The sequence below is a fragment of the Brasilonema bromeliae SPC951 genome, from assembly GCF_012912135.1.
GTDB classification, from domain to species: domain Bacteria; phylum Cyanobacteriota; class Cyanobacteriia; order Cyanobacteriales; family Nostocaceae; genus Brasilonema; species Brasilonema bromeliae.
This window is the reverse complement of sequence record NZ_QMEB01000097.1, coordinates 1-20,812: the sequence shown is the minus strand read 5'-3', so window position 1 is coordinate 20,812 and position 20,812 is coordinate 1. Positions and strand designations below refer to the sequence as shown.

Below are 20,812 nucleotides of genomic sequence, written 5' to 3'. Positions count from 1 at the left end.
CTTTAACTATATTTGTAAGTAAAGTCTCATTAAATTTAATCTTTAAAGCTTCTTCGCCCTTTTTTACAAGTTCGATAACATTATTTTCAGGATTGATTCCAAATCTGATTGTTTCAATTCTATTATTCAAATCTTTTGCTAATTTAACAAGACTGTTACCAGCTTTATTAATACCGATAAGGACTAATTTAATAGCTTTTTCCTCATCAGCAATAACCTTCATATAGTCAGCAATTAATTGTTTTGCTTTATCTTCCAATACATGAAAGTCATCAAGAATAATTATATCATAACTATTTTTTTCTGGTAAAAGAACAATTTCTTCCGTGTCTTGTCGTCTCCGAGCCGTTAGTATTTTTATTCTCCTATCATGCAGAGAAAGTTGCTCCAATACTTTTAAAACACAAGTAGTCTTACCCACACCAGATGGTCCTTCAACAACTAATCCTCGACCAGGTGTGCGTAAAGCAACAAAAAGCCGTTGATACTCAACTGGTTTAACAAACGTATGCGTGGGTATGCCTGACCGCTTAAATACATCTTCTAAACGCTTGTCATCTAAAGGCTTGTTAACAGCTAAAGGAATTTCGCCTAATACAGGTACTGGGGAAGACGGCTGATTTGTCAAGTGACGATACAGTGTAGTATATCCTTCTTCTGTGTCCAAAGAGTACATGCTTAAAGCACGAAATATTATCGGTATGTAGTTTATATCCTGAGCAGAAAACACAACTGGAATAAATTTGATACTTTTGAGATCGGAATTATAATAAAGCTCTTGAGTAATAATTGACCCTTCCCAGGTTACTTTCCGCCCTTTTCCTAGCTCTTCTCGACCTCTAAATTGGAGAAATTGGAGATAGTACTGTTCGGTACAAACTACAACTACAAAATCAGTCCATTCCAATTGAGTCCTTAACCATTGGTACCAACCTTCTGAAGGTGCTATTTCATATTGATCTATATTGCAGTCAACACCTTCAGATCGTAAACGCTCAGCCAATGCAAGTACACGATCCATGTGTTCTGCTGAGTCGTGGCTATAGCTAATAAAGACTTTTGGTGAATGATCCGGCTGAAACATCTTACATCTCTACTTTTGATAATTTTCCTAGCGGAAATTATATCAGCTGCTAATAGTAGGTTGCACAAATCGCTTAATTTCACCACACGCAATATAAGACTTACCATCAGGTGCTGTTTTGATTTCATCAACAACGTAAAGCATTCCTTCCTCACGAACGGAGCGGGGAAAACGCATGTTCCAATCCGGTTCATATCCATCAGAAACCACCCTAGCACGTAGCTTGCTGCCATCTTTGACACACTGAACTAGAATGCCGTCCTTCGTAGTGTCAGTTGTGGGGAGGTCGGCTGCACTGGCAGGACCTTTGGAGGCTTTGCCTGTGCTAGCTGACCTCGATTGCCTATGGGCAACGAAGATATCTGCTTCGCCAGGTTGAGCAAAACGGGTGATGTTGCCATTTACACGGTAGAAAGTGCCATCGCTTGAGAGTTCCAGTCCTTCAACGACATAGCGTGCTCCTTCGGCACGAATTGCCCTGGGAAACTGGACGTTCTTGGTTGAATCGTAGCCCTCAGACATCACTTTTACTCGCAGCTTACCCCCTTCACGAACGCAGTACAGTTCCACACCAGAACCGACTTCATTCACAACTGGCATCGCGTACACTTCATCGCCAGCAGTGACACCGCGAGCCACCAAATCGCTGCGATTGCGCGTCATTGTCTGGTAAGTCTGATCCCGCAGTTCTTTACGTCCGGCATTGCCCAGAGCTTTTTGGGCGATCCGACCCGCGAAATACTCCAGCTGATCTATCTCTTCAGCAATTTCAAAATTCTCGTTCAATCCTTTATCCCGCAGTTCTTGCACAAGCGCACGGAGGATTTGCTCAGCTTCCTGATGCTTACCATGTTCAGCTAGATCGAGGGCAGTTTCTTTGGCTTTAGCAATGGTGAGGCGGCTCAGTTCAAGGATGATACGGCTTGTAGAGGCAAGAGCTGCTTCCTCAACGGTGCCAACTTTGGCAACGATATCTGCTGTGCCTGACACGCTTTGAATCAAGTCGTCTTGCACAACATCAGCGCTGTAATGCAGCCTCATCACAGGTAACTCGCCAACTTGAGCAGAGGATATCAGCAGACTCAACCCCAGAAGTTTGTCTTCACCCTCGTAAAGTTCCCCCAACGTAATGACAGCAAGACCCGCCTCATTCTGGCTGACTTTAGCAAAACTTAAGGTATCAACGAGGCTGACACCATCAGCCAACTCAAGTGTCACCTTGAGGTTCTGTCCCACCACTGCCCTCAGAGAATCTAGCTCAATGCTAAACACTTCTGTTGCTTCGTCGATGCTCTGGATGAAGTAGAAGTTCCCACTGGCAGCCCTTGCCATACCGATCAGGAGGTCTTCATTGAAACCCTGAGCAAAACCCAAGGTAGTTGTGGTGATGCCTTCCTCAGCTTTTTGCCCTGATGTCGCCGTAAGTATTTTAGGGTCTTGAATGCCCATATTGGCGTGACCATCGGTAAGCAGCAGAACACGGTTTATTTTTTGCGGATCGAGTTGCGTCTTCACATGTTCGCAGCCTTTGAGCCATCCCCCCGATAAGTTGGTAATACCGCCAGCTCTCACCTTGCGTATGGAATTTTTCAGCGCGGCTTTGTCAGTCACAGGCTGGGGTGGCACAACACTGTCCACTTCATCGTCGTAAACAACCACTGAGAGAATGTCGTTTGGCTCAAGTTGATCCACCACAGACTCAGCAGCTTTGAGCGCATGATGCAACGGACCACCTGCCATAGAGCCTGATCGGTCAATGACAAGAGAAAGGTTAAGGTTACGTCGGGGAGATTCAGCTATGTCAGCACGAAAACGCAGCAGAATATTAGTCTTTAATGAAGATCCTGCAGGTAGAATAGCTTGGTCAAAGTCGTAACTTGTCTTGATCATTTTTTATATCCCTCAGAGTTGTCTGTGATAAGCTGCAAGCTTTATGAAATAGGGACAACCAGTGCTCTCTTTAGTTTACTCCGAAATCAGTGTGTCCAGTGTGATGAGGGGCAGTTAAAGTAAACTTTTATAGCTTTGGTATCTGACAGATTTAACTGCCAATTAATATCTGACTGGACTTTGAACTCTTGAGAGTATGGATGCACATTTACTATGAAACCCAGGCAACACAGAGTTTCTTTTTAGCAAGTTGAAAGAACTTTTGCGCCTTTCGATTTTCGGTCAAGGTGCTGACATAATCGTTGTATACTTCCGATGTCTCCCTTTCCAACTTCTAAGACATTCTCCCCATCAAATCCAGTTAAGAAAATGCAATTTCCTGGCTCAAGCGCAATCACTTTATGGCTTTCAGTTGGTGATACTTCACGGTATTGAGGGAAACAACTAAACCATTTGCCACAACGGTAATCTATCTTATGTAGTGAATCCTATTCCTACCCTAAGTAGGGTTATCTATCTTTATTTATTCGTTAACTTGTGTAAAGTTACTAAGAGCAAATTTTCCTAGTCACTCAGGAAATTGAGAATAACTTTAACTTGTTTGGAGTTTTTTATGACCTACACAGTTGACGAAAGCACAAGACCAGCTCTGGAAGCTTTTCAACGCTTTGATGTGGATACTCAATTAGCCCTACTTTGGTTCGGTTACCTGGATATTAAAGACCAACTAAACCCAGCACCACCTCCAAGCGTAGAAACACCAGCTAAGGCAGTGTTTGACCTAATCCAGAGTTTGTCTAAGGAAGAACAACTGCAAGCACAACGCGACCTTATTAATGGTGCAGCTACCGATATCAGTCGTGGTTATGATGCTCTAAGTCCCAATGCCAAATTAGATGTTTGGCTGCTGCTGGCACAAGGAATGGAGAACGGAACCATCATAGGAATGCCGTCTGACTATCAACTACCTGCTGAAACGGACAAATTTACAGCAGATATTCAAAAGCTAGACTTTGAGCAGCGGATTAATTTCATGCTGAGTGCAGTGCAAAAAATGGGTTAGCTGATACCATTTCTGAATGAAGATGCACAAGTCTAGCCTGGATAGGGATTCAGGCTAGACTTGTGCATTCAATTGAGTATTTGTAGTTTGATTAATGTGTTCAGCCTTGGTTTTCAACGTTTGGTTTATCGCTTCAAACCTTGCTAAACGTCAAAAAAAAGGGTGTAAGGGGGTAAGGGTATAGGGGTGTAAGGGTATAGGGGTGTAAGGGTTGGACCCAGAGAAACCTGTTGAATTGTTCATACATCTATTGACAAATAGCTCAAAATATGTATACAAATGAAAATCAGCAGAATGAAATTTTCTACTGAAACTTATACATAATCCGATATAATTGACGCTTTCCTGACTATAAATCAGGAGATTCACAACTATAAAATTGTGATTTATTCAGGCAAAATCATGCCAACAAACCTCATAATTCTCATTGGTGCGCTATTTGTCGCGTATATAGTCTTCCGGGCTTTGCTCAGTTTATTACAAACAGCGATTAGTACGGCGATCGCCATTCTTATCATTGTGGTTATCTTGATGTTTTTTGGTTTCAGTCCTCAAGATCTGATGCGAGAAATCAACAACTTACCTCAAATTCTGAACCAATTCATCAAAGAAGTGAAGAAAATACTGGGCTTGTCAGCAATCCCGACTTATAGTCGGGAGTTGCTGACTATCTTTCCCAAAATTTGAAATTAAAACTTCCAGGACGGCGACGAAAACGTCGAGTGGTTTTCCTCACTTGGCGTCTGCTTGATCTTTCACCAGAAACTTCAGCTTCGTCGATTTGTTCTAGTTGTTCTTGTGGTAGTTGAGTTCTTGATTCTTCCTTGCTTTGCCACCAAGCAATCGTCCAGCCCCCGCCTATACCGGCGATCGCACCCAAAAAAATACTCATAGGTGGTTGATACCCTGCGAACACAAAGCCAAGTAAGAAAAATAACCAATACTTCAAGCCCGCATCAACGCCCTCAGAGGTAGCGACTGTAGATGACTGGGGTCCACTTTTGGTTGATGCTGTCACCCAGCCCAAGGCAAAACCACCCAATACACCCAGAAAAATACTGAGGGCTGGGTCGTATCCCGTACTCAAAAAGACTAGTGTAAAAAATAACCCTAATAAGATTTGAGTGACGAAGTTTGGTGAAAAGTTGAGTTGCGGTGGTGCCATAAGATGTAGCCTACCTATTGGCGAATAACATTCTCTAATTGTGCCTCTATTGGTTGAGTTGTATCCACAATTTTAGCCAGTGGTTTTTCTTTTTCTGTTAAGGGTTCAGCTTGCTGAAGTTGAGATGCTAATAAATCAGCCGTGGCATCAGCAATATCACCAGTACGGTTAGAGAGCCGTTGTTGCAAAACGGATGGTGGTGCTGTGCAAGAGATAATTTGGAGGGGAAGTTGATGCTCAACAGCAGCGGCGATCGCCTGCTCACGTAACTGCTGTCGGTCATACTTAGCATCCAAAATCACCACATAGCCTTCTTTTGCCAACAAAATTCCTAATTCCAACAGTCGTCCATAAGTTTTCTCAGTCATCGCGGGTGTGTACAAATCATCACCACCGCGTTCCATCAACGGAATTCCCGCCAGATGTTTTCGCACTGCATCCGAACGAACGTGAATCGCCCCCAATTGACGAGCTAAATATCGCGCTGTCGTACTTTTACCAGAACCCGACAAACCCGACATCAAAATCAGTCGCCCTTGACGGGGTTTTGTATATTCCCAAGCCTGCTTATAATAATTAGCTGCTTTTTTGGTCACTTCTTCCTTAACAGAAGAAGGCACACTTGGATCATCTAATAAAAATGAAGTCACTTTTGCCCTAACATAAGATTGACGGCTTAAATAAATGGGCAATACCTGCAACCCTTCCCAATCGCCAGTCACCTCAAGGTAAGTATTTAAATAAGCATTACTCAAATCTGGACGTTGCTGACCTTCCAAATCCATGACAGCATAAGCAACATCAAACATCACATCGACAAAGCGAAACGGCTCATTAAACTCGATGCAGTCAAACAGCCAAATTTTATCTTTCCACAAACAAATATTGCCTAAGTGCAAATCCCCGTGACATTCTCGAATATAGTTGTTTTGAATTCTGCTCTTAAACAGTTCGCCACGTTCAGCAAAAAATTTATCTGTGTCTTGTTTGGTTTCCTCAAACTGCTTCTGCGTTTGGGGACCACCAATATATTTTTCCGTTTGCTCGTAATTCTCGTCAAACGCAGCCCGAATTTGGTTTACCTCACCAAAAGAGCGAATGTAATCATTTGTGACAGTTTTCGTGTCATGATATTCAGCGACGACTCGTCCCAACTCTTCGAGAAGTTCCTCAGTTAACTGATTTTGCTCAAACATTTTGCTAAACAGCCCTTCATTGGGGAACTGAAGCATTTTCAGCACATATTCCACAGGTTCTCCCGTTCCTCCCAGTTGGTACTTTTGCCCGACTTGAGTCACCGGGAACACCTCCAAATAAAGTTCCGCAGCACCTCGCTGATTTAAACGCAACTCCTCCTGACAAAAATGTCCCCGCTTCTCCAAAGTTGAAAAATCCAAAAAGCCAAAATTCATCGGCTTTTTCACTTTGTATGCATAATCCCCAGTCAACAGCACGTAGGAAATATGCGTCTGAACCAATTGAATAGGTTCCTTCACCTGATGCGGATAAAACTCAGGCTGCAACATCTGCTGAATTAAAGGAGGAATAGAAACTTCTGTCATTTTCTCTTGGCGTCCTTGGCGTCTTCACGGTTAAAATTAGGATACAAAAAAACCAGAGGTAAACCCCTGGTGTTCTTCGTAACTATATCAAATATTAGGCTTGTTCTGATGTCGCTGGTTCTGACTCAGCCGCAGCCGCAGCCTCAGCTTCCGCCTCAGCCTCAGCATTAACTTGTCGAGGTAAAATTCTAACAATAGCTTGTTCAGAATCACCCAGATATGTCACATTTGCAGGCAAATTGAGTGCGTCAACATACAAACTATCTCCCACGTGCAGGTTGGAGACATCAACTGAAATCGCTTCCGGAATATTTTCCGGTGCACAACGCAGCGACACGACTGTAATTTGTGTGTCCAATACACCGTCTTCTAGCTTTACACCTACTGGTTCTCCAACAAAATTCACAGGTACTTCCACATCTGTGTCACCGTGACCTGCAACGGCAAAAAAGCTCAGGTGGTAAGTTGTACGTTTTGCGGGATGAGACTGAACTTCCCGTAGCAAGGTTTTTCCCCGCCAAGGAACATCAGTAATATTAAGGTCAATCAAAGTATTATTTACCGAAGCCTTGATGAGCAGACGTTCAACAACCTTAGCATCAAGGACGAGAGAAATTGCTTCGGTACCTTTATGACCGTACAAATGCGCGGGGATTTTTCCAGAACGGCGCAAAGCATTGGGCTTAGTGCCTTCTGGTCGCTTCTGACAATCGACTGTTAGCTGCATTTTCTGATTTTAGATTTGAGATTTGAGATTTAGATAGTATCACTTAGTACGGGCACAAGGCATTGGGCTATATTGTTCGCTCTAAGCACTCAGCAACGAAGCAGGTGTACCATCCTGGTGCAATAAACCACGTTTTGGACCGTGGATGGGGTCTTCAACAATGATAGTTTGGTCGCGGCTCGCTCCTAAGGAGACAATTGCGATCGGCACTTCTGTTAATTCTGCCAAAAATTTTAAATAGTCTAGCGCTTCCTTTGGCAATTCTTCTAAAGACCGGCAATCAGTTGTTGAAGTTCTCCATCCTGGCATGGTTTTGTAGATAGGGCGACACCGTGCAAATTTACGGGCATTGCTAGGAAAGTGTTCGCAGCGTTCCCCATCAATTTCATAGGCAACACAAACTTGAATTTCCTCCAATTCGTCGAGGACATCGAGTTTGGTAATTGCTAGACAATCCATACCGTTGATGCGGACAGCATAGCGACCGATAACCGCATCAAACCAGCCGCAACGTCGTTTGCGTCCAGTGGTTGTACCAAATTCGGCACCGCGCGTACCCAACAATTCTCCCATTTCCCCGTCTATTTCTGTGGGGAAAGGTCCTTCGCCTACCCGAGTGGTGTAAGCCTTGGCTATCCCAATCACTCGGTCTATCATTGTTGGTCCTAACCCAGTACCAACACAAGCCCCACCCGCCACTGGGTTAGAGGAGGTGACATACGGGTATGTCCCATGATCCAAGTCGAGGAGAGTACCTTGCGCTCCTTCAAATAAAATGTTGCGCCGCCTCTGAACCGCATCGTATATTTTTAAGGACGTATCAACAACGTGCGGTCGAAGGCGTTCCGCATACCCCAAATACTCGTCAATCACTTGTTCGGGGTCTAATAGTGGTAAGTTGTAAAGCTTTTCTAAAATGACGTTTTTGTAATTAATTGTCCACTCCAACTGTTCACGCAGCCCCTCAGGGTTCATCAAATCTAATACCCTGATACCAGTCCGCTCTGATTTATCAGCATAGGTTGGACCAATCCCACGACCAGTTGTGCCAATTTTATAGCTTCCCCTGCGCTCTTCCGATGCCTGGTCAATCAATCGGTGGTAAGGCATCGTAACATGAGCCGTCTCAGAAATGAGCAGATTGCGAGTGGAAACACCAAGTGCTTCTAGTTGGTCAAGTTCTGCGATCAAAACCTGTGGATCTATGACTGTTCCACAGCCGATCATGCACTCGGTATTTGGATACAAAATACCAGAGGGAATCAAGTGCAGCTTGAAGGTTTGACCCTTGACTACAATTGTGTGTCCAGCATTGACGCCCCCTTGGTAACGTACAACAACATCTGCGGAGCGGCTGAGTAAGTCTGTTATTTTACCTTTTCCTTCATCGCCCCACTGGGCACCTATAACAATTACGTTAGCCAAGTGTTTCTTAAAATGCTAAAGTTTGCACAAAAAACTATTTATAGCAAATTTTCTGACTTTTGTCAAATTTGCGATTAGACTTCTGGAGCCAGTCCGGTGGTGAAGCAGCGATCGAGTGAGGCTTTCCCGACGAGGGAAGACTGCTGAAAGGGTTCGGTCAGGCTACAGGAACTGGCGTATGCGCAAAGCGCACGCAAGCGTAAGCGCAAAGCGTAGCGTGTCCTCTGGACATACCCGCTCTTGCGCAGCCGTGCCGCAGGCATAGGGCTTCTTGCAGGGTAGGAGAGGGTGCCGCAGGCGGGTGAGGTTCTTCGTTTCCTTAATAATTTAAACATAGGTATTGCAAAGAGCACAATTCATTTTGTCTGGTGAGCTTTAGGTTATAAAAAACTCTGTCAAACTGACATCACCTAAAGCAATTTTAACGCTAAAACGTTCTCCAATTTCGCTACTAAAGTTTAGTTGAATACTTTTTGTATTTCTCGCAGTTGCTTGCATGACTGCTATTCCATCTGAATCCAATACTAGAAGTTCAAGTTCTTCTGGTAAGTGACTTTGACCTGCCGTTGGATACACTTTAACACCAATATTTATTTCTTCTCTTGAGACTGGGAGCAGTCCTACCACTAAAGCGATGATTTTACTTTTTGAATCTCGTCCTAAGTCCAGCAGTTTACCTTTCTGTAGACTAGAAGTTGAATTTTCTGGGTGAATATCTAAAGTGTGTTCAGTTCCTCGAAATCTAAAAACTAATTCTGATTGTTGCGGATTCAAAAGCGATTCTATAGTCTGCCAACCAGCATCAACAACATTCATAAACCACTGGCTCAAGTGAATTAGCTGTTCAACTTTTTCAATTGGTTGGTTCAGGTGTATAAGTAAATCTTCAAGAGAACCCAACTGGCTTAGAAGTAACGATCCGTTATCAGGAACTGTTTTAACAAATCCCAGGAGTGTTGCTTCTTCAAGTGATTGCTCAAACTGTACAGCTACATAGCCAATTCTATCTGAACAAACTTCTGGTAGAATCTGAATAATTTGCTCGTTAGGTAACACCGGGAGACACTCTATTTTCCCGAAACCAATAACTTCTAAATCAGCAATATCCATGAGAGTTTGTATGAGAGGGTTCCAACTTAAACTTTCTTGCCAAGAAGTTTGAATTCCCATACAACGCAAATAAAATTGGACAGTAAATACTGCCAAAGTATTGAGATAAACCTGTTTGGCTTTCTGAGGATTCCTATGTTTTTTTCGGAAACGTTCTGCCAGTGCGTGAGCTTCTAAGCTTATCGGTACCGTAAAGGTTAAAGATTCTGATAAATTTCCTCTCATTTGTACACCTATTCCTTAATCTACCTGATTCTCACAATATTCTTTTAACGAATGAGAAAACTTTTTAATACAACGGTAATAGAAGCTGCTGACTGTAGGAACTTTCATTTCAAATTCTGCTGAAATCTCTTTCCATGATTTTCCAGAGAATCTTCGCATAGCTAATGCTTGAAACGTTGCTTGGGGACATTTCTCTATATACTCATTTTTGAAAATGTCTTCTGGGTCTGATTCTATACATTCCTTAACGATTTCTGTGAGGTCTTTTGATTCTTCAGGTAAAGCAAGATTATCTAGGTCAGTAAGGGTCATTTTTGTTACAGAACCATGAGTGAGGTTTTTCCGAAGAGTATCTTTAAAAAATCGTCGTTCCAAAAGAACATTAACCCATACCAAAACCGTACCGCGTTCCGGGTCGTACTTGTCAATATTTTGACAAATATAAAGAAAAAGTTCCTGACGTGCTTCATTGTAAATATCTTGAACATTGCTGAAAAATTGATTTTTGGATGGATACCAAAGATTGCCAAAGCGCACAATGCTTTGAATTAGCTTTGTTAAAGCGATTTGCCGTTCTTGGGAATGCGGCGGGTGTTGCTGCGCAACACAAGCAAGCTGTAGCAGATACGAATCAAGTTCATCTGTGGTCATGACTTGAGACTCCAAACCAAGTTTTGCGAGCCGAAGTGAACTCCTATTTCTCTCTCGTGATCAAAGCATGGTACTTTATGCAAAACAACTGTATTTTTTACAATTGTTTACATTTTGAGTTGCACTCAAGACTCATAAATCTGTTACAAACTCCAGCCTAAGGCTTCTGCTACAAGACTTGCTAACTGTAGCGGATCAAACGGCTTGGCAATTGCAGCTTTCATTCCCATAGACGCATATCGGCGACGATCCGAAGCCTGCACTTTCGCTGTCAGCAAAATCACCGGAATGTATGCCGTTGCAGCATTAGCTTGTAAATGTTGAAAGGTTGTAGGACCATCCATATCAGGCATCATTACATCCAGCAGGATGGCATCAGGCTGTTCACTTTGAGCCAAAACTAACCCAGAACGCCCATCAGCAGCAGTTAGAATCTCCCAACCCGCCACAGTTTCTAGGCAAATCTGAGCAACTTCTCGAATGTATTCCTCGTTATCAATCACCAAAACACGTTTAGCTGTCATCGCTGCTGCCCTCTTTGTCTCGGTTGTGGGTAATTCCTGAAAGGAGTTCCAACACCCTTTGCTCAAATTCTTGCACTGTAACGCGACTCTTCATCAGGAACTCAGTCTGCCCCAGCTTGAGGCGATTGCGTTGGGAATCATCCAAATCCTTAGCAGAGTATACCACCAAAGGTAAGTTGTGCAGATAGTTATGCTGAGAAAGCCACTCTACAACTGCAAATCCATCTTTATCAGGTAGTATCAAGTCGAGAATGAGCAAATCCGGGTGCAGTTGCTGGCTTTGGCGGATTGCCTCCTTTACAGTTTGAGCATGAAAAACCTCAATTTCATGACGTTCAAACAGCATAATCAGCAGCTGTGCTAAATCGTTGTCGTCTTCTACTAGCAGAATACGGACTCGCTTATGAGGTCTAGCCACAACTTGCTTGAGTGACTCCAACAGCGATTGTTCATTCACAGGCTGACACAGCCAATCAACAAAACTAGTGTTGTAGTAGTTTTCATTATCGTCCAACACATCAACAGTAAGCTTTTGTGGTGTTCCATCTATAGTGAGGGCTGTTGTGTATGAATCAATCTCACCGATTGAAGAATCCGTTGGTAAAAAGACACTACAAAGCATGATCGGAATATTTTTAGTATCCGGGTGCTGCTTGAGAACTGCTATAATTTCCCAGCCATTCATCCCTGGTATGAGTAAATCAAGTAGAATGGCGTTTGGCTGCAAGGCAGCTGCCTGCTGCAGGACTTCCTCACCGGAAGCCACGGTGACAACCCGGTAATTTTGTTGTTCCAGCATTGTTTGCAACACAGTTCTGGCTCTTAAGTCATGATCACACACCAATACTAAGGGACGATAATGATTGGCAGTTTCCTGTGTGGTTTGCTGTGCATCTTTAGGGATTGGTAAGGTAAAGTAAAAGGTACTACCCTCACCCAAGTTACTCTGGGCCCAGATGTTCCCAGAGTGCTGTTGCACAATACTGCGGCAAATTGCCAAGCCCAAGCCAGTTCCTTCATGGTTGCGTGAGTCGGAGGAATCGACTTGTTGAAAGCGTTCAAAAATGGTTTCCAGCTTATCACTAGGAATGCCTCGTCCCTGATCCTTGACTTGAAATAGTATCTGCAATTCTTGACGTTCGGCAGTTAACCAAACTGTACCTCCTGAGGGTGAGAATTTGATGGCGTTACTTAACAGATTGGTAAGAGTTTGGATCAGGCGATCGCGATCAGCCCACAAATCAACACAAATGGGTGAAACTGATAAATTCACCCCATACCGTTGTGCCATAGCTTGCATCACATCTGCTGCTGAAGTCATCAAATCACCGGCATTGCAAACCTCTTTCGCCATTGTCACCTTACCCGACTCAATGCGCTCGATATCTAAAATGTCGTTGATGAGTCGCACCAAGCGATCAGTGCTATCTACAGCAATTTCCAGTAGGCGCTTACCTCGTTCGGAAGCCGGTGAAAGCAACCCACTAGAGAGCATCCCCAAAGAACCATGAATTGAAGTCAAGGGTGTGCGGAGTTCGTGGCTAACGACAGAAATAAACTCATCCTTCATTCGTTCTACAAGTTGGCGTTCGGTAATGTCCTTAAAGGTGATAACAGCTCCTTTGACTTTACCTTGTTCTAGAATTGGGGTTGACGCATACTCAACTGGAAAACTCGAATTATTTTTGCGCCGAAATACTTCGTTAGTGACTTGATCCACTGATGCATCCTTTAGCGATTCATAAATGGGAGAATCTGTCAAGGTGTACGGTGTCCCGTCTAATTTTGAGAGGGGCAAGATAATATCTATAGACTGACCAATTAATTCTGTCACTTGGTATCCCAGCAACTTGGCGGCGGCTGGATTGACAAAGGTGATTTTGCCTAACTTATCCAATCCACACAAGCCTTCTCCCACTGAATTTAGAATCAGTTCATTTTGATGACTGAGCCGTTCGAGAACTTCCCTGGCTCGTTGATTTACCGTAATATCACGTAAAATAACAGTAAATATTATTTCATTTCCAAGCTCAAGCTTAGAAATCGAAGCTTCTGCCGGGAACTCTGTCCCATCTTTGCAGCGGGCAAAAATCTCGCGGCGCTCTCCCATCCTACGGGCTGTACCATTCGAGGAGGCAAAACCAGCGACGTGCTGGCGATGAACACAGGTGTATCTGGCTGGTAGGAGCAAATCAAGGGGTTGACCGATAACCTCAGCAGCTGTGTAACCAAAAATCTTTTCTGCTCCCTGATTAAACAAGGTAATGCATTGGCTTGCATCTATCGAGATAATTGCATCATCGGCAATTTCCAGAATTCCCGCAAACCGAGCTTGTGATAGCCGCAAAGCTGACTGCGTCCGCTGGCGCTCATCGAGTTCTGAGTGCAACTGCGCGTTGACGCTAATCAATTCGGCTGTCCGCTCTGCGACTCTCATTTCTAGCTCATCCTTAGCTTTGCGTAGCGCTTCTTCAGTCTGCTTGCGCTCGCTGATGTCGCGGATCACTTTGGAAAAGCCATATAGCTGTCCAGACTCATCACGTAAGGCTGTTATGATCGTATTCGCCCAAAATCGTGACCCGTCCTTGCGTACGCGCCAGCCCTCATCTTCATAGCGACCTTCAACCGCAGCCACCCTCAGTTTTTGCTCTGGCTTACACAGTTGGATATCTTCATGAGTGTAAAAGCAAGAGAAATGCTGACCCAAAATTTCCTCAGCTTGATAGCCTTTAATGCGCTCGGCCCCAGCATTCCAACTGACAATATATCCTTCTGGATTGACTATGTAAATTGCGTAGTCTTTTACACCTTCTACTAATGCGCGGAAGCGCTCTTCGCTTAGTCGCAGCGCCTCTTGGGCCCGTTTGCGCTCGGTGATGTCGCTACGAATTGCTACATATTGTAATGGTTGTCCTTGACTATTTAAAAGCGGTACTATGGTCGTATCTACCCAGTAACACGTTCCGTCTTTGGCACGGTTTTTGATTTCGCCTTTCCAAACTTGTCCCCTGGTAATACTCGCCCACATCTGTTGAAAGAATTCTTTGGAGTGATACCCAGAATTAATGATGCGGTGGTTTTGTCCCAAAAGTTCTGCTCTAGAGTATTTTGAGATTTCACAGAATTTATCGTTAACGTAGGTAATCGTTCCTTTGTGGTCAGTGATTGCTACGATGGAAGACTCGTCTATAGCAAACTTGATGTCTGCCAGGTCTTTGAGTGATGCTTGCAGAATTTGCTCAAAGAGCTGACGTTCAATTGCGTCTGCCAGTGCATTGGCAATTGCCTGAAGAAAATTGATGTCATCTTGAGTGAAAGCCCGTTGTCTTGTTGTATGTGCGCCTAAAATCCCATAAGGATTGTTCTTTCCTGGAATGGAAACAGTTACACCGCTGATGACTTGATGTTGATGCAGTAAAGGTGAACCACTAAATCTAGTTTCTCTGGGCAAATCCTCTGTAATCACTGGCTCATTGACAAGTAAGGTATAGCCAGCTTGAGAATCAATACCTGTACTCACTCTTACATGACCAACAAGTCCGGCTTGCCATCCTACACCTGCTCGTAAAAGTAAAGCGTCACCATCACCAAGCAGTTCCAAAACCATGCTATACTCTACTTTCAGGCATTGGGCAACGAGGGCAACAGCTTCGTCTATTAAGGTAAAAAGATCACAACTTGATAAAGCCAATTGACCTAATTTAGCCACGGCTGCTTGCTGGTGGAGTCGTGCGTTCAAGCTCTCTTGAGCCTGCTTTTGCAAGGTAATATCACGTGTAATCGCCAACTGTATCAAAGTTCCATTTGATTCGTTGCGTAATGGAACCGCATGAGTTTCCATCCAGCGACGAGTACCTCGGCAACCAATAATCTCGAACTCCAGCGTCCCCTTTTTGCCTTCGGTACAAACACTGTCGTTTAAATGCTGGAACGCCGCTTTGTACTCAGGCGCAATCAGAGAATATATCGACTTACCAATCACTGCATCGGCGCTTTCCACCTCAATCATAGCTAGACCAGCAGCATTCATCTCTAGGAGTGTGCCGTCCGCTGCAACCAGCTTCACGCACTCAGGTTCAGCATCGATGATGGCACGCCAACGATTTTCTCTTTCTCGGAGTGCGACTTCCGTTTGCTTGCGTTCGCTCACATCCATAACAGTGCCAATCATACGTACTGCTTGACCTGTTTCATCATAAAAAAATTGTCCTTTGCCCTCGACCCAATGAATGCTATTATTAGGCCAGACAACCCGATATTCATGATGGTAATTCTGTCGTTGTTGACGGGCACAGTTTACTGCCTGTGTAACTCCTTGACGATCCATAGGGTGAACACAGGCATCAAAGGCTTCATAAGTTCCCCCAAAAGTACCAGGTGCAAAACCAAACAATTGTTCATGTTCGCCAGCCCAAGTAACTTTGTTAGTTAAAATATCCCAATCCCAGATACCCATATGGGTTGCTTCTAAGGCTAACCTCAGTTCCTGAGCTTCATTTTCAGGTAAAGAATTAGTCATAAAATTTATTTATAGTTATTTCTAGTCAATGCTTTGTAACACTGCTTTCAGATTTGGGAGCGCTTGCAGCAGGTAATACACAATTACGTCCAGCTGCCTTTGCCTGATAAAGGGCTGCATCTGCAACTTGATACAATGATTGCAAGTTAGTCCCATCCTCAGGATACTGAGCTACGCCAGCGCTGAAAGTTATCCGAAACTTGGTGCACTCGGGGGATAAAAACTCCTGCTCGTACAGAGTTTTTAGCACCTCTTCAAGCCGAGAAACGCCATCACTTTTGGTCATACCGTACATACCCACGACAAATTCTTCTCCACCCCAACGGGCGACTACATCTTCAAAGCGAAATGATTGCCTTAGCAATTGTCCAAATTGGCGTAATACCGCATCGCCAGTTGCGTGACCAAAAGCGTTGTTGATAAGCTTGAAGTTATCCAAATCTAGAATAGCTAAGCACAGTGGTTGATTGTGTCGCCCGCTCAAGTGCAAGAATTTATTTAGGTCTTGGGTTGCTCTGTAACGGTTAAATACTGTAGTCAGTTGATCGATTTCAGCTAAACTCCGAAGCAGTTTGATTCGCTCCAAGCGATTGATAATGCGAGTTACCAGTTCTGGTCCGACAATCGGCTTGCTCACAAAGTCATCTGCACCTACAGCAAACACCTGATTCACACTGGCTGCATCTGTGTGAGCGGTTAAAAAAAGTATTGGTAAACCACAAGTGCGCGGATCGTTTCGCACCACCTGACACAGTTCAACTCCACTCAAATGCGGCATCATAATGTCTAAAATTAGCAGATCCGGTGAACATGCCTCTAGCGTTTCCCAGAAGTGGCGGGGATCGTTGAGGGTGATTACCTCAAGTCCCCAAGGTTCTAGTAAGGTTTGCAGAGTGGCCAAAATTTGCGGATCGTCGTCCACGACCATCACCACTGCTTCTGCATTCGTGTCAAATCTTTCATCTTGGTTAGTCTGGGTTGCTGAAACTAACACTTTGGGTGATTGCTCGATTTGTTGACGTAGTTCCAACACTAATTTACGCAAGTGTTTGCCCTGTTTCTTTCCAACGGACTGACCAGCTTGCAACAAATGTTCAATCTTCCGCGCCAGTTGGGAGCCTTCGCTAAAACCAAAAGTGCCTAACGAACCTGCTAGTGTGTGAGCTTGCTGTTCTGCTTGAGCATGTAGTTCCTGACTGAGTGCATCTTGCAACGCATGTGTGGCAGCTTGTTCCAAGACGGACACTTGCTGACTAATTTTTCCTTGAAATCGGTTCCAAACTCCACCCAATGCTGTCAATGTCTGCTGTTGAATTTGTTCCCCAGGAGAACTGAAGGATGCAACGTCTTTATGTGGTTTGAGGCGATACCCAATGCCATAAACAGTCTCAATGAAATCAGCAGCTGCTCCTGCTGCTTTCAACTTCTGTCGCAAACCTTTGATCTGAGTTCTGACTGCTTCTTCTGTGGGTGTTTTATCAAACGACCAAATGCGATCAAGAATTGCACTACAGCTAAACACTCGTTGAGGATTCCGCAGAAATAACTCCAACAAAGCATACTCTTTGGGAGTTAATTCTACAGTGCGTGTTTCATAACGTACTTCTAAGCTACTGGGGTCAAAACGTAAATTTCCCCACTCCAAGACAGGGAGTGAGGTAGAATTGCCTCGACGCAGTAGAGCACGAACACGAGCGACTATTTCCTCACAGTCAAAAGGCTTGACAACATAATCATCTGCACCTGCGTCAAGCCCGATTGCTTTATCATGGCTGCTGTCTCGACCTGTGAGCAAGAGGATGGGTATTTTAAAGTTGTGCGATAGCGAAGCGCTGCTGCTTTCAGCAGATCGCAGCTTTTGGCAAAGGCTAATGCCATCCAGCTTGGGCAACATAACATCAAGCATGATTAAGTCATACTCAAATGCTTGTACCAAATCCCAACCTGCTTGACCATCGCTGGCGACTTCAACGGCATAATTTTGGTCCTCAAGAACCATTGTCAACGCTTTAGCAGTTAACTCGTCATCCTCTACGATGAGAATCCTCATTATCACTGATTCCTTTGATTCCTGCTCTTGACCGCGTTAAGAGTTTGTAACAATTCCTTCGTATTAAAGGGTTTCGACAAAAACGCTTTGACTCCAATTCCGGTTTCTTTTGCTATTCTAGCGTTTGACACCAGTCCACTCATAGTAATAATTTTGATACAAGAATTTATTTTTTGTAACGTACGGATGGTCGTGAGTCCATCCATGTTTGGCATCATCATATCAAGTAACACGGCACTAATTTCCTGTTGATGCTGAGCATATGTTGCTAATGCCTCAACACCATCACTGGCAGTTAGCACTCGATAGTTATACGCTTCCAAAGATAATTTGGTAATCTCACGAATTGCAGCTTCGTCATCCACAACCAAAATTAGTTCGCCATCTCCTGCGAGTCCTTCCAAGTCTTGGAAATGCTGCTGCATTTCGCTTTTTTCCGAAGAAGGCAAATACACCTTAAATTCTGTGCCTTTTCCCATTTCACTGTATACGTTCACAAAACCAGCGTGGTTTTTAACAATACCAATCACTGTGGAAAGACCTAACCCTGTACCGAGGCCCAATTCTTTAGTCGTGAAAAATGGCTCAAAAATTCTCTCTATAATTTCAGGTGGAATGCCAAGTCCAGTATCAGAAACAGTAATAACAATATAGTATCCAACTTTAGCATCAATATTCATCAAAGCATAGTGTTCATCTATGACCAAATTTTCGGCAGAAATATTCAGTGTTCCACCCTCAGGCATTGCATCGCAAGCATTGATACACAAGTTCATCAGTACCTGATGCAGTTGTGTCGCATCTCCCGAAACTGTCCAAAGGTCTGGTAATATGTCAGTGTCAAACTCAATAGATTTTGGAAAGACTTCTGTGAGAATCTGCTGAATTTCCAAGATCAGGTGTCTTGTTTGAAGAATCGTGTGCTTTCCTTCGATTCCTCGTGCAAACGATAACACTTGCTTAACCAAATTAGCTCCACGCTTCGCATTGTTGACTAGTATTGGTAGCAGACGTTGACTTCGCTGATCATAAAGTTGTGTCTGCAAAAGTTGAGCGGTTAACAAAATGGGGGTTAGTATATTGTTTAAATCGTGAGCAATACCACTGGAGAGTCTGCCTATACTTTCCAAGCGCTGGGTGCGGAGTAACTGCGCTTCGAGTTTTTTCTTATCTGTGATATCTGTATTAACAATAAGGATTGATTTAGGTTTTTGCTCCTCATCTAGCAGCAGTGTCCACCGGCTTTGAACGATGATTTCTTTGCCAGATTTTGTCAACAAATGCAACTCACCATGCCATGAACCATGCTCAGTGGTGATATTCTGGGCTTGTGCAAATTCAGAAGAAGCTTGCTCAAATAAAAGTTCGTCAGCTTTTGTGGTGATACGCGTAGCGTCAAGCCAAGGGCTTATCGCCTCACTCTGACTCCAACCAAATAAATCCTCAGCACTCTTGCTGCAAAAGCTAATATGACCATTCGTGTCTAAAACGAGAATAGCGTCTTGTGATTCATTAAGCAGAGTCGCTTCCTCTCGAATTTGTTGTTCTTGTTGCTTGCGAGCGGTTATATCCCAGACAACTCCAAGCATACGCGTTGCTTTGCCAATGTCGTTGAAAAAAACTTCTCCTTTTGAGACGAGCCAGTGGATACTGTTATCAGGCAAAACAACGCGGAATTCATGTTCGTAATAGCGTTCTTCTAGAGAACGAGCCATCGCTTGCTCTAGCAATTTACGGTCTTGAGGATGAACACATTGAAGGAAGGCTTCATACGTTGAGCCAAAACTGCTAAGAGCTAGACCAAACAGCGATTCATGATCCTTGGTCCAAGTCACTTTATTCGTTTGAATATCCCAGTCCCAACAAGCCATTTGGGCAGCATTTAGAGCTAACTGCAAACGCTCCTCATTCCGTCTGTGTGTAGTAGTGCGGTATACTAATTGTGCGAATGTACACCGTTGCTCAAGTTGTGTCATGACTTGGCTCGCCAAGGCTTGCAATGCCTCTATCTGTTGAGAATCAAGTTCCCGTGGCACATAGTCAATCACACACAGCGTTCCTAGTGCATATCCTTGGGATGTAATAAGAGGTACACCAGCGTAAAACCGAATGTAGGGATCGCAGGTGACGAGAGGATTGGTTGCAAACCGTTCGTCGGTTAATGCATCAGTCACAATAAAAACGTCGGATTGGGCGATAGCTTCGCTGCTGCGCTTTGCGCAGATCGCATGATTACAAAATGCGATGTTGCGGGGTGTTTGAGTTGCATGCAAACCAATCTTCGACTTGAACCATTGGCGGTTTGCATCGATTAAGCTGATTAAGGCAATAGGGGTTTGACAAATATATGCGGCTAAACGAGTCAGTGCATCGAACGGCTCTTCTGGTTCTGTGTCAAGAATCTGATAACTGAGTAGGGCTTCCAGCCTCGCGGCTTCATTGTTAAGTAATGTTTTCATAACTCAACAGGTATTAGATAGTGTTAACTTTCATGCTGTACCCTGATAAACGTTGGCTTAGAGTCGTGGAGAATAAGTTACTCGCTTTGACTGAATTGCAGAAATTCGGCATTTCCTGCCTACAGGACGAACAAAACCAGTAAACTTGTTGATGGCGAATGTGGCGTAATAATTGATGAGAGCAGCAAGGACATTCATTCATGATCTTTTTACCTCAAATTTCTAGGTGAACCAAGCAAGTTAGTAAAAATTCAAATTAAATTTTGTTTCAATTGAGACAAGAAACTTTAGCTTTGTGTGAATCACTTCACCTTTAACTTATTCTCAATAGACACGTCCGGAATATTAACTAAGTGTC

Annotated in this window: 14 protein-coding genes; 2 read left to right on the top strand and 12 right to left on the bottom strand. The window is 43.8% G+C overall.

Features of this window, described 5'->3' with window-relative positions; all coding sequences use genetic code 11:
* Together DP116_RS13880 and DP116_RS13875 are read right to left on the bottom strand one after the other, a co-directional pair.
* Positions 1-1,084: SEFIR domain-containing protein (locus DP116_RS13880; RefSeq protein WP_169155747.1), on the bottom strand; the 1,084-nt coding region annotated here is incomplete at its 3' end.
* A 42-nt stretch (positions 1,085-1,126) separates the two neighbouring features.
* A complete protein-coding gene (locus tag DP116_RS13875) occupies positions 1,127-2,974 on the bottom strand; it encodes a vWA domain-containing protein (protein ID WP_169155746.1) in 1,848 nt (615 codons plus the stop codon).
* Between the two features lie 613 nt (positions 2,975-3,587).
* On the opposite strand from DP116_RS13875, the gene DP116_RS13870 reads away from it, so the two are divergent.
* Positions 3,588-4,037, top strand: coding sequence for an orange carotenoid protein N-terminal domain-containing protein (locus DP116_RS13870; protein ID WP_169155745.1), 450 nt, complete (start codon positions 3,588-3,590; stop codon positions 4,035-4,037).
* A 402-nt stretch (positions 4,038-4,439) separates the two neighbouring features.
* On the top strand, positions 4,440-4,724 hold the full coding sequence (locus DP116_RS13865; protein ID WP_169155744.1) for a hypothetical protein: 285 nt from the start codon (positions 4,440-4,442) through the stop codon (positions 4,722-4,724).
* Here DP116_RS13865 and DP116_RS13860 read toward each other — a convergent pair.
* From DP116_RS13860 to DP116_RS13815, 10 genes are all read right to left on the bottom strand, one after another.
* Complete coding sequence (locus tag DP116_RS13860; RefSeq protein ID WP_169155743.1) at positions 4,705-5,202, bottom strand: hypothetical protein; 498 nt, start codon at positions 5,200-5,202, stop codon at positions 4,705-4,707. The two genes, DP116_RS13865 and DP116_RS13860, sit on opposite strands and share 20 nt — an antisense overlap.
* Positions 5,203-5,216: 14 nt before the next feature.
* Complete coding sequence (locus DP116_RS13855; protein WP_169155742.1) at positions 5,217-6,764, bottom strand: bifunctional aminoglycoside phosphotransferase/ATP-binding protein; 1,548 nt, start codon at positions 6,762-6,764, stop codon at positions 5,217-5,219.
* Between the two features lie 94 nt (positions 6,765-6,858).
* Positions 6,859-7,491, bottom strand: a complete 633-nt coding sequence (locus tag DP116_RS13850) for a 50S ribosomal protein L25/general stress protein Ctc (protein WP_169155741.1) — start codon at positions 7,489-7,491, stop codon at positions 6,859-6,861.
* 81 nt (positions 7,492-7,572) lie between these two features.
* On the bottom strand, positions 7,573-8,916 hold the full coding sequence (locus DP116_RS13845) for an adenylosuccinate synthase (protein WP_169155740.1): 1,344 nt from the start codon (positions 8,914-8,916) through the stop codon (positions 7,573-7,575).
* Positions 8,917-9,291: 375 nt separating this feature from the next.
* Entirely contained in the window at positions 9,292-10,251 is a 960-nt protein-coding gene (locus tag DP116_RS13840) for a DUF1822 family protein (RefSeq protein ID WP_169155739.1), read from the bottom strand.
* Between the two features lie 15 nt (positions 10,252-10,266).
* Positions 10,267-10,902, bottom strand: a complete 636-nt coding sequence (locus DP116_RS13835; RefSeq protein WP_169155738.1) for a sigma-70 family RNA polymerase sigma factor — start codon at positions 10,900-10,902, stop codon at positions 10,267-10,269.
* A gap of 143 nt (positions 10,903-11,045) precedes the next feature.
* Entirely contained in the window at positions 11,046-11,426 is a 381-nt protein-coding gene (locus DP116_RS13830) for a response regulator (protein WP_169155737.1), read from the bottom strand.
* Entirely contained in the window at positions 11,416-15,945 is a 4,530-nt protein-coding gene (locus DP116_RS13825; protein ID WP_169155736.1) for a PAS domain S-box protein, read from the bottom strand. The genes DP116_RS13830 and DP116_RS13825 overlap by 11 nt, the downstream gene beginning before the upstream one ends.
* Before the next feature lie 25 nt (positions 15,946-15,970).
* Positions 15,971-17,995: a response regulator gene (locus DP116_RS13820; protein ID WP_169155735.1), complete on the bottom strand. Its 2,025-nt coding sequence runs from the start codon at positions 17,993-17,995 to the stop codon at positions 15,971-15,973.
* Positions 17,996-17,997: 2 nt separating this feature from the next.
* Positions 17,998-20,454 carry a hybrid sensor histidine kinase/response regulator gene (locus DP116_RS13815; protein WP_169155734.1) on the bottom strand — a complete coding sequence of 819 codons (2,457 nt, stop codon included), beginning with the start codon at positions 20,452-20,454 and terminating at the stop codon, positions 17,998-18,000.
* Positions 20,455-20,812 lie beyond the last annotated feature (358 nt).

Excerpts from the sequence above, each read along its gene's own strand:
- DP116_RS13840 (WP_169155739.1), bottom strand. The coding sequence starts at position 10,251 with ATGAGAGGAAATTTATCAGAATCTTTAACCTTTACGGTACCGATAAGC.
- DP116_RS13835 (WP_169155738.1), bottom strand. The coding sequence starts at position 10,902 with ATGACCACAGATGAACTTGATTCGTATCTGCTACAGCTTGCTTGTGTT.
- DP116_RS13855 (WP_169155742.1), bottom strand. The coding sequence starts at position 6,764 with ATGACAGAAGTTTCTATTCCTCCTTTAATTCAGCAGATGTTGCAGCCT.
- DP116_RS13820 (WP_169155735.1), bottom strand. The coding sequence starts at position 17,995 with ATGAGGATTCTCATCGTAGAGGATGACGAGTTAACTGCTAAAGCGTTG.
- DP116_RS13870 (WP_169155745.1), top strand. The coding sequence starts at position 3,588 with ATGACCTACACAGTTGACGAAAGCACAAGACCAGCTCTGGAAGCTTTT.
- DP116_RS13815 (WP_169155734.1), bottom strand. The coding sequence starts at position 20,454 with ATGAAAACATTACTTAACAATGAAGCCGCGAGGCTGGAAGCCCTACTC.
- DP116_RS13875 (WP_169155746.1), bottom strand. The coding sequence starts at position 2,974 with ATGATCAAGACAAGTTACGACTTTGACCAAGCTATTCTACCTGCAGGA.
- DP116_RS13850 (WP_169155741.1), bottom strand. The coding sequence starts at position 7,491 with ATGCAGCTAACAGTCGATTGTCAGAAGCGACCAGAAGGCACTAAGCCC.
- DP116_RS13860 (WP_169155743.1), bottom strand. The coding sequence starts at position 5,202 with ATGGCACCACCGCAACTCAACTTTTCACCAAACTTCGTCACTCAAATC.
- DP116_RS13865 (WP_169155744.1), top strand. The coding sequence starts at position 4,440 with ATGCCAACAAACCTCATAATTCTCATTGGTGCGCTATTTGTCGCGTAT.
- DP116_RS13830 (WP_169155737.1), bottom strand. The coding sequence starts at position 11,426 with ATGACAGCTAAACGTGTTTTGGTGATTGATAACGAGGAATACATTCGA.
- DP116_RS13825 (WP_169155736.1), bottom strand. The coding sequence starts at position 15,945 with ATGACTAATTCTTTACCTGAAAATGAAGCTCAGGAACTGAGGTTAGCC.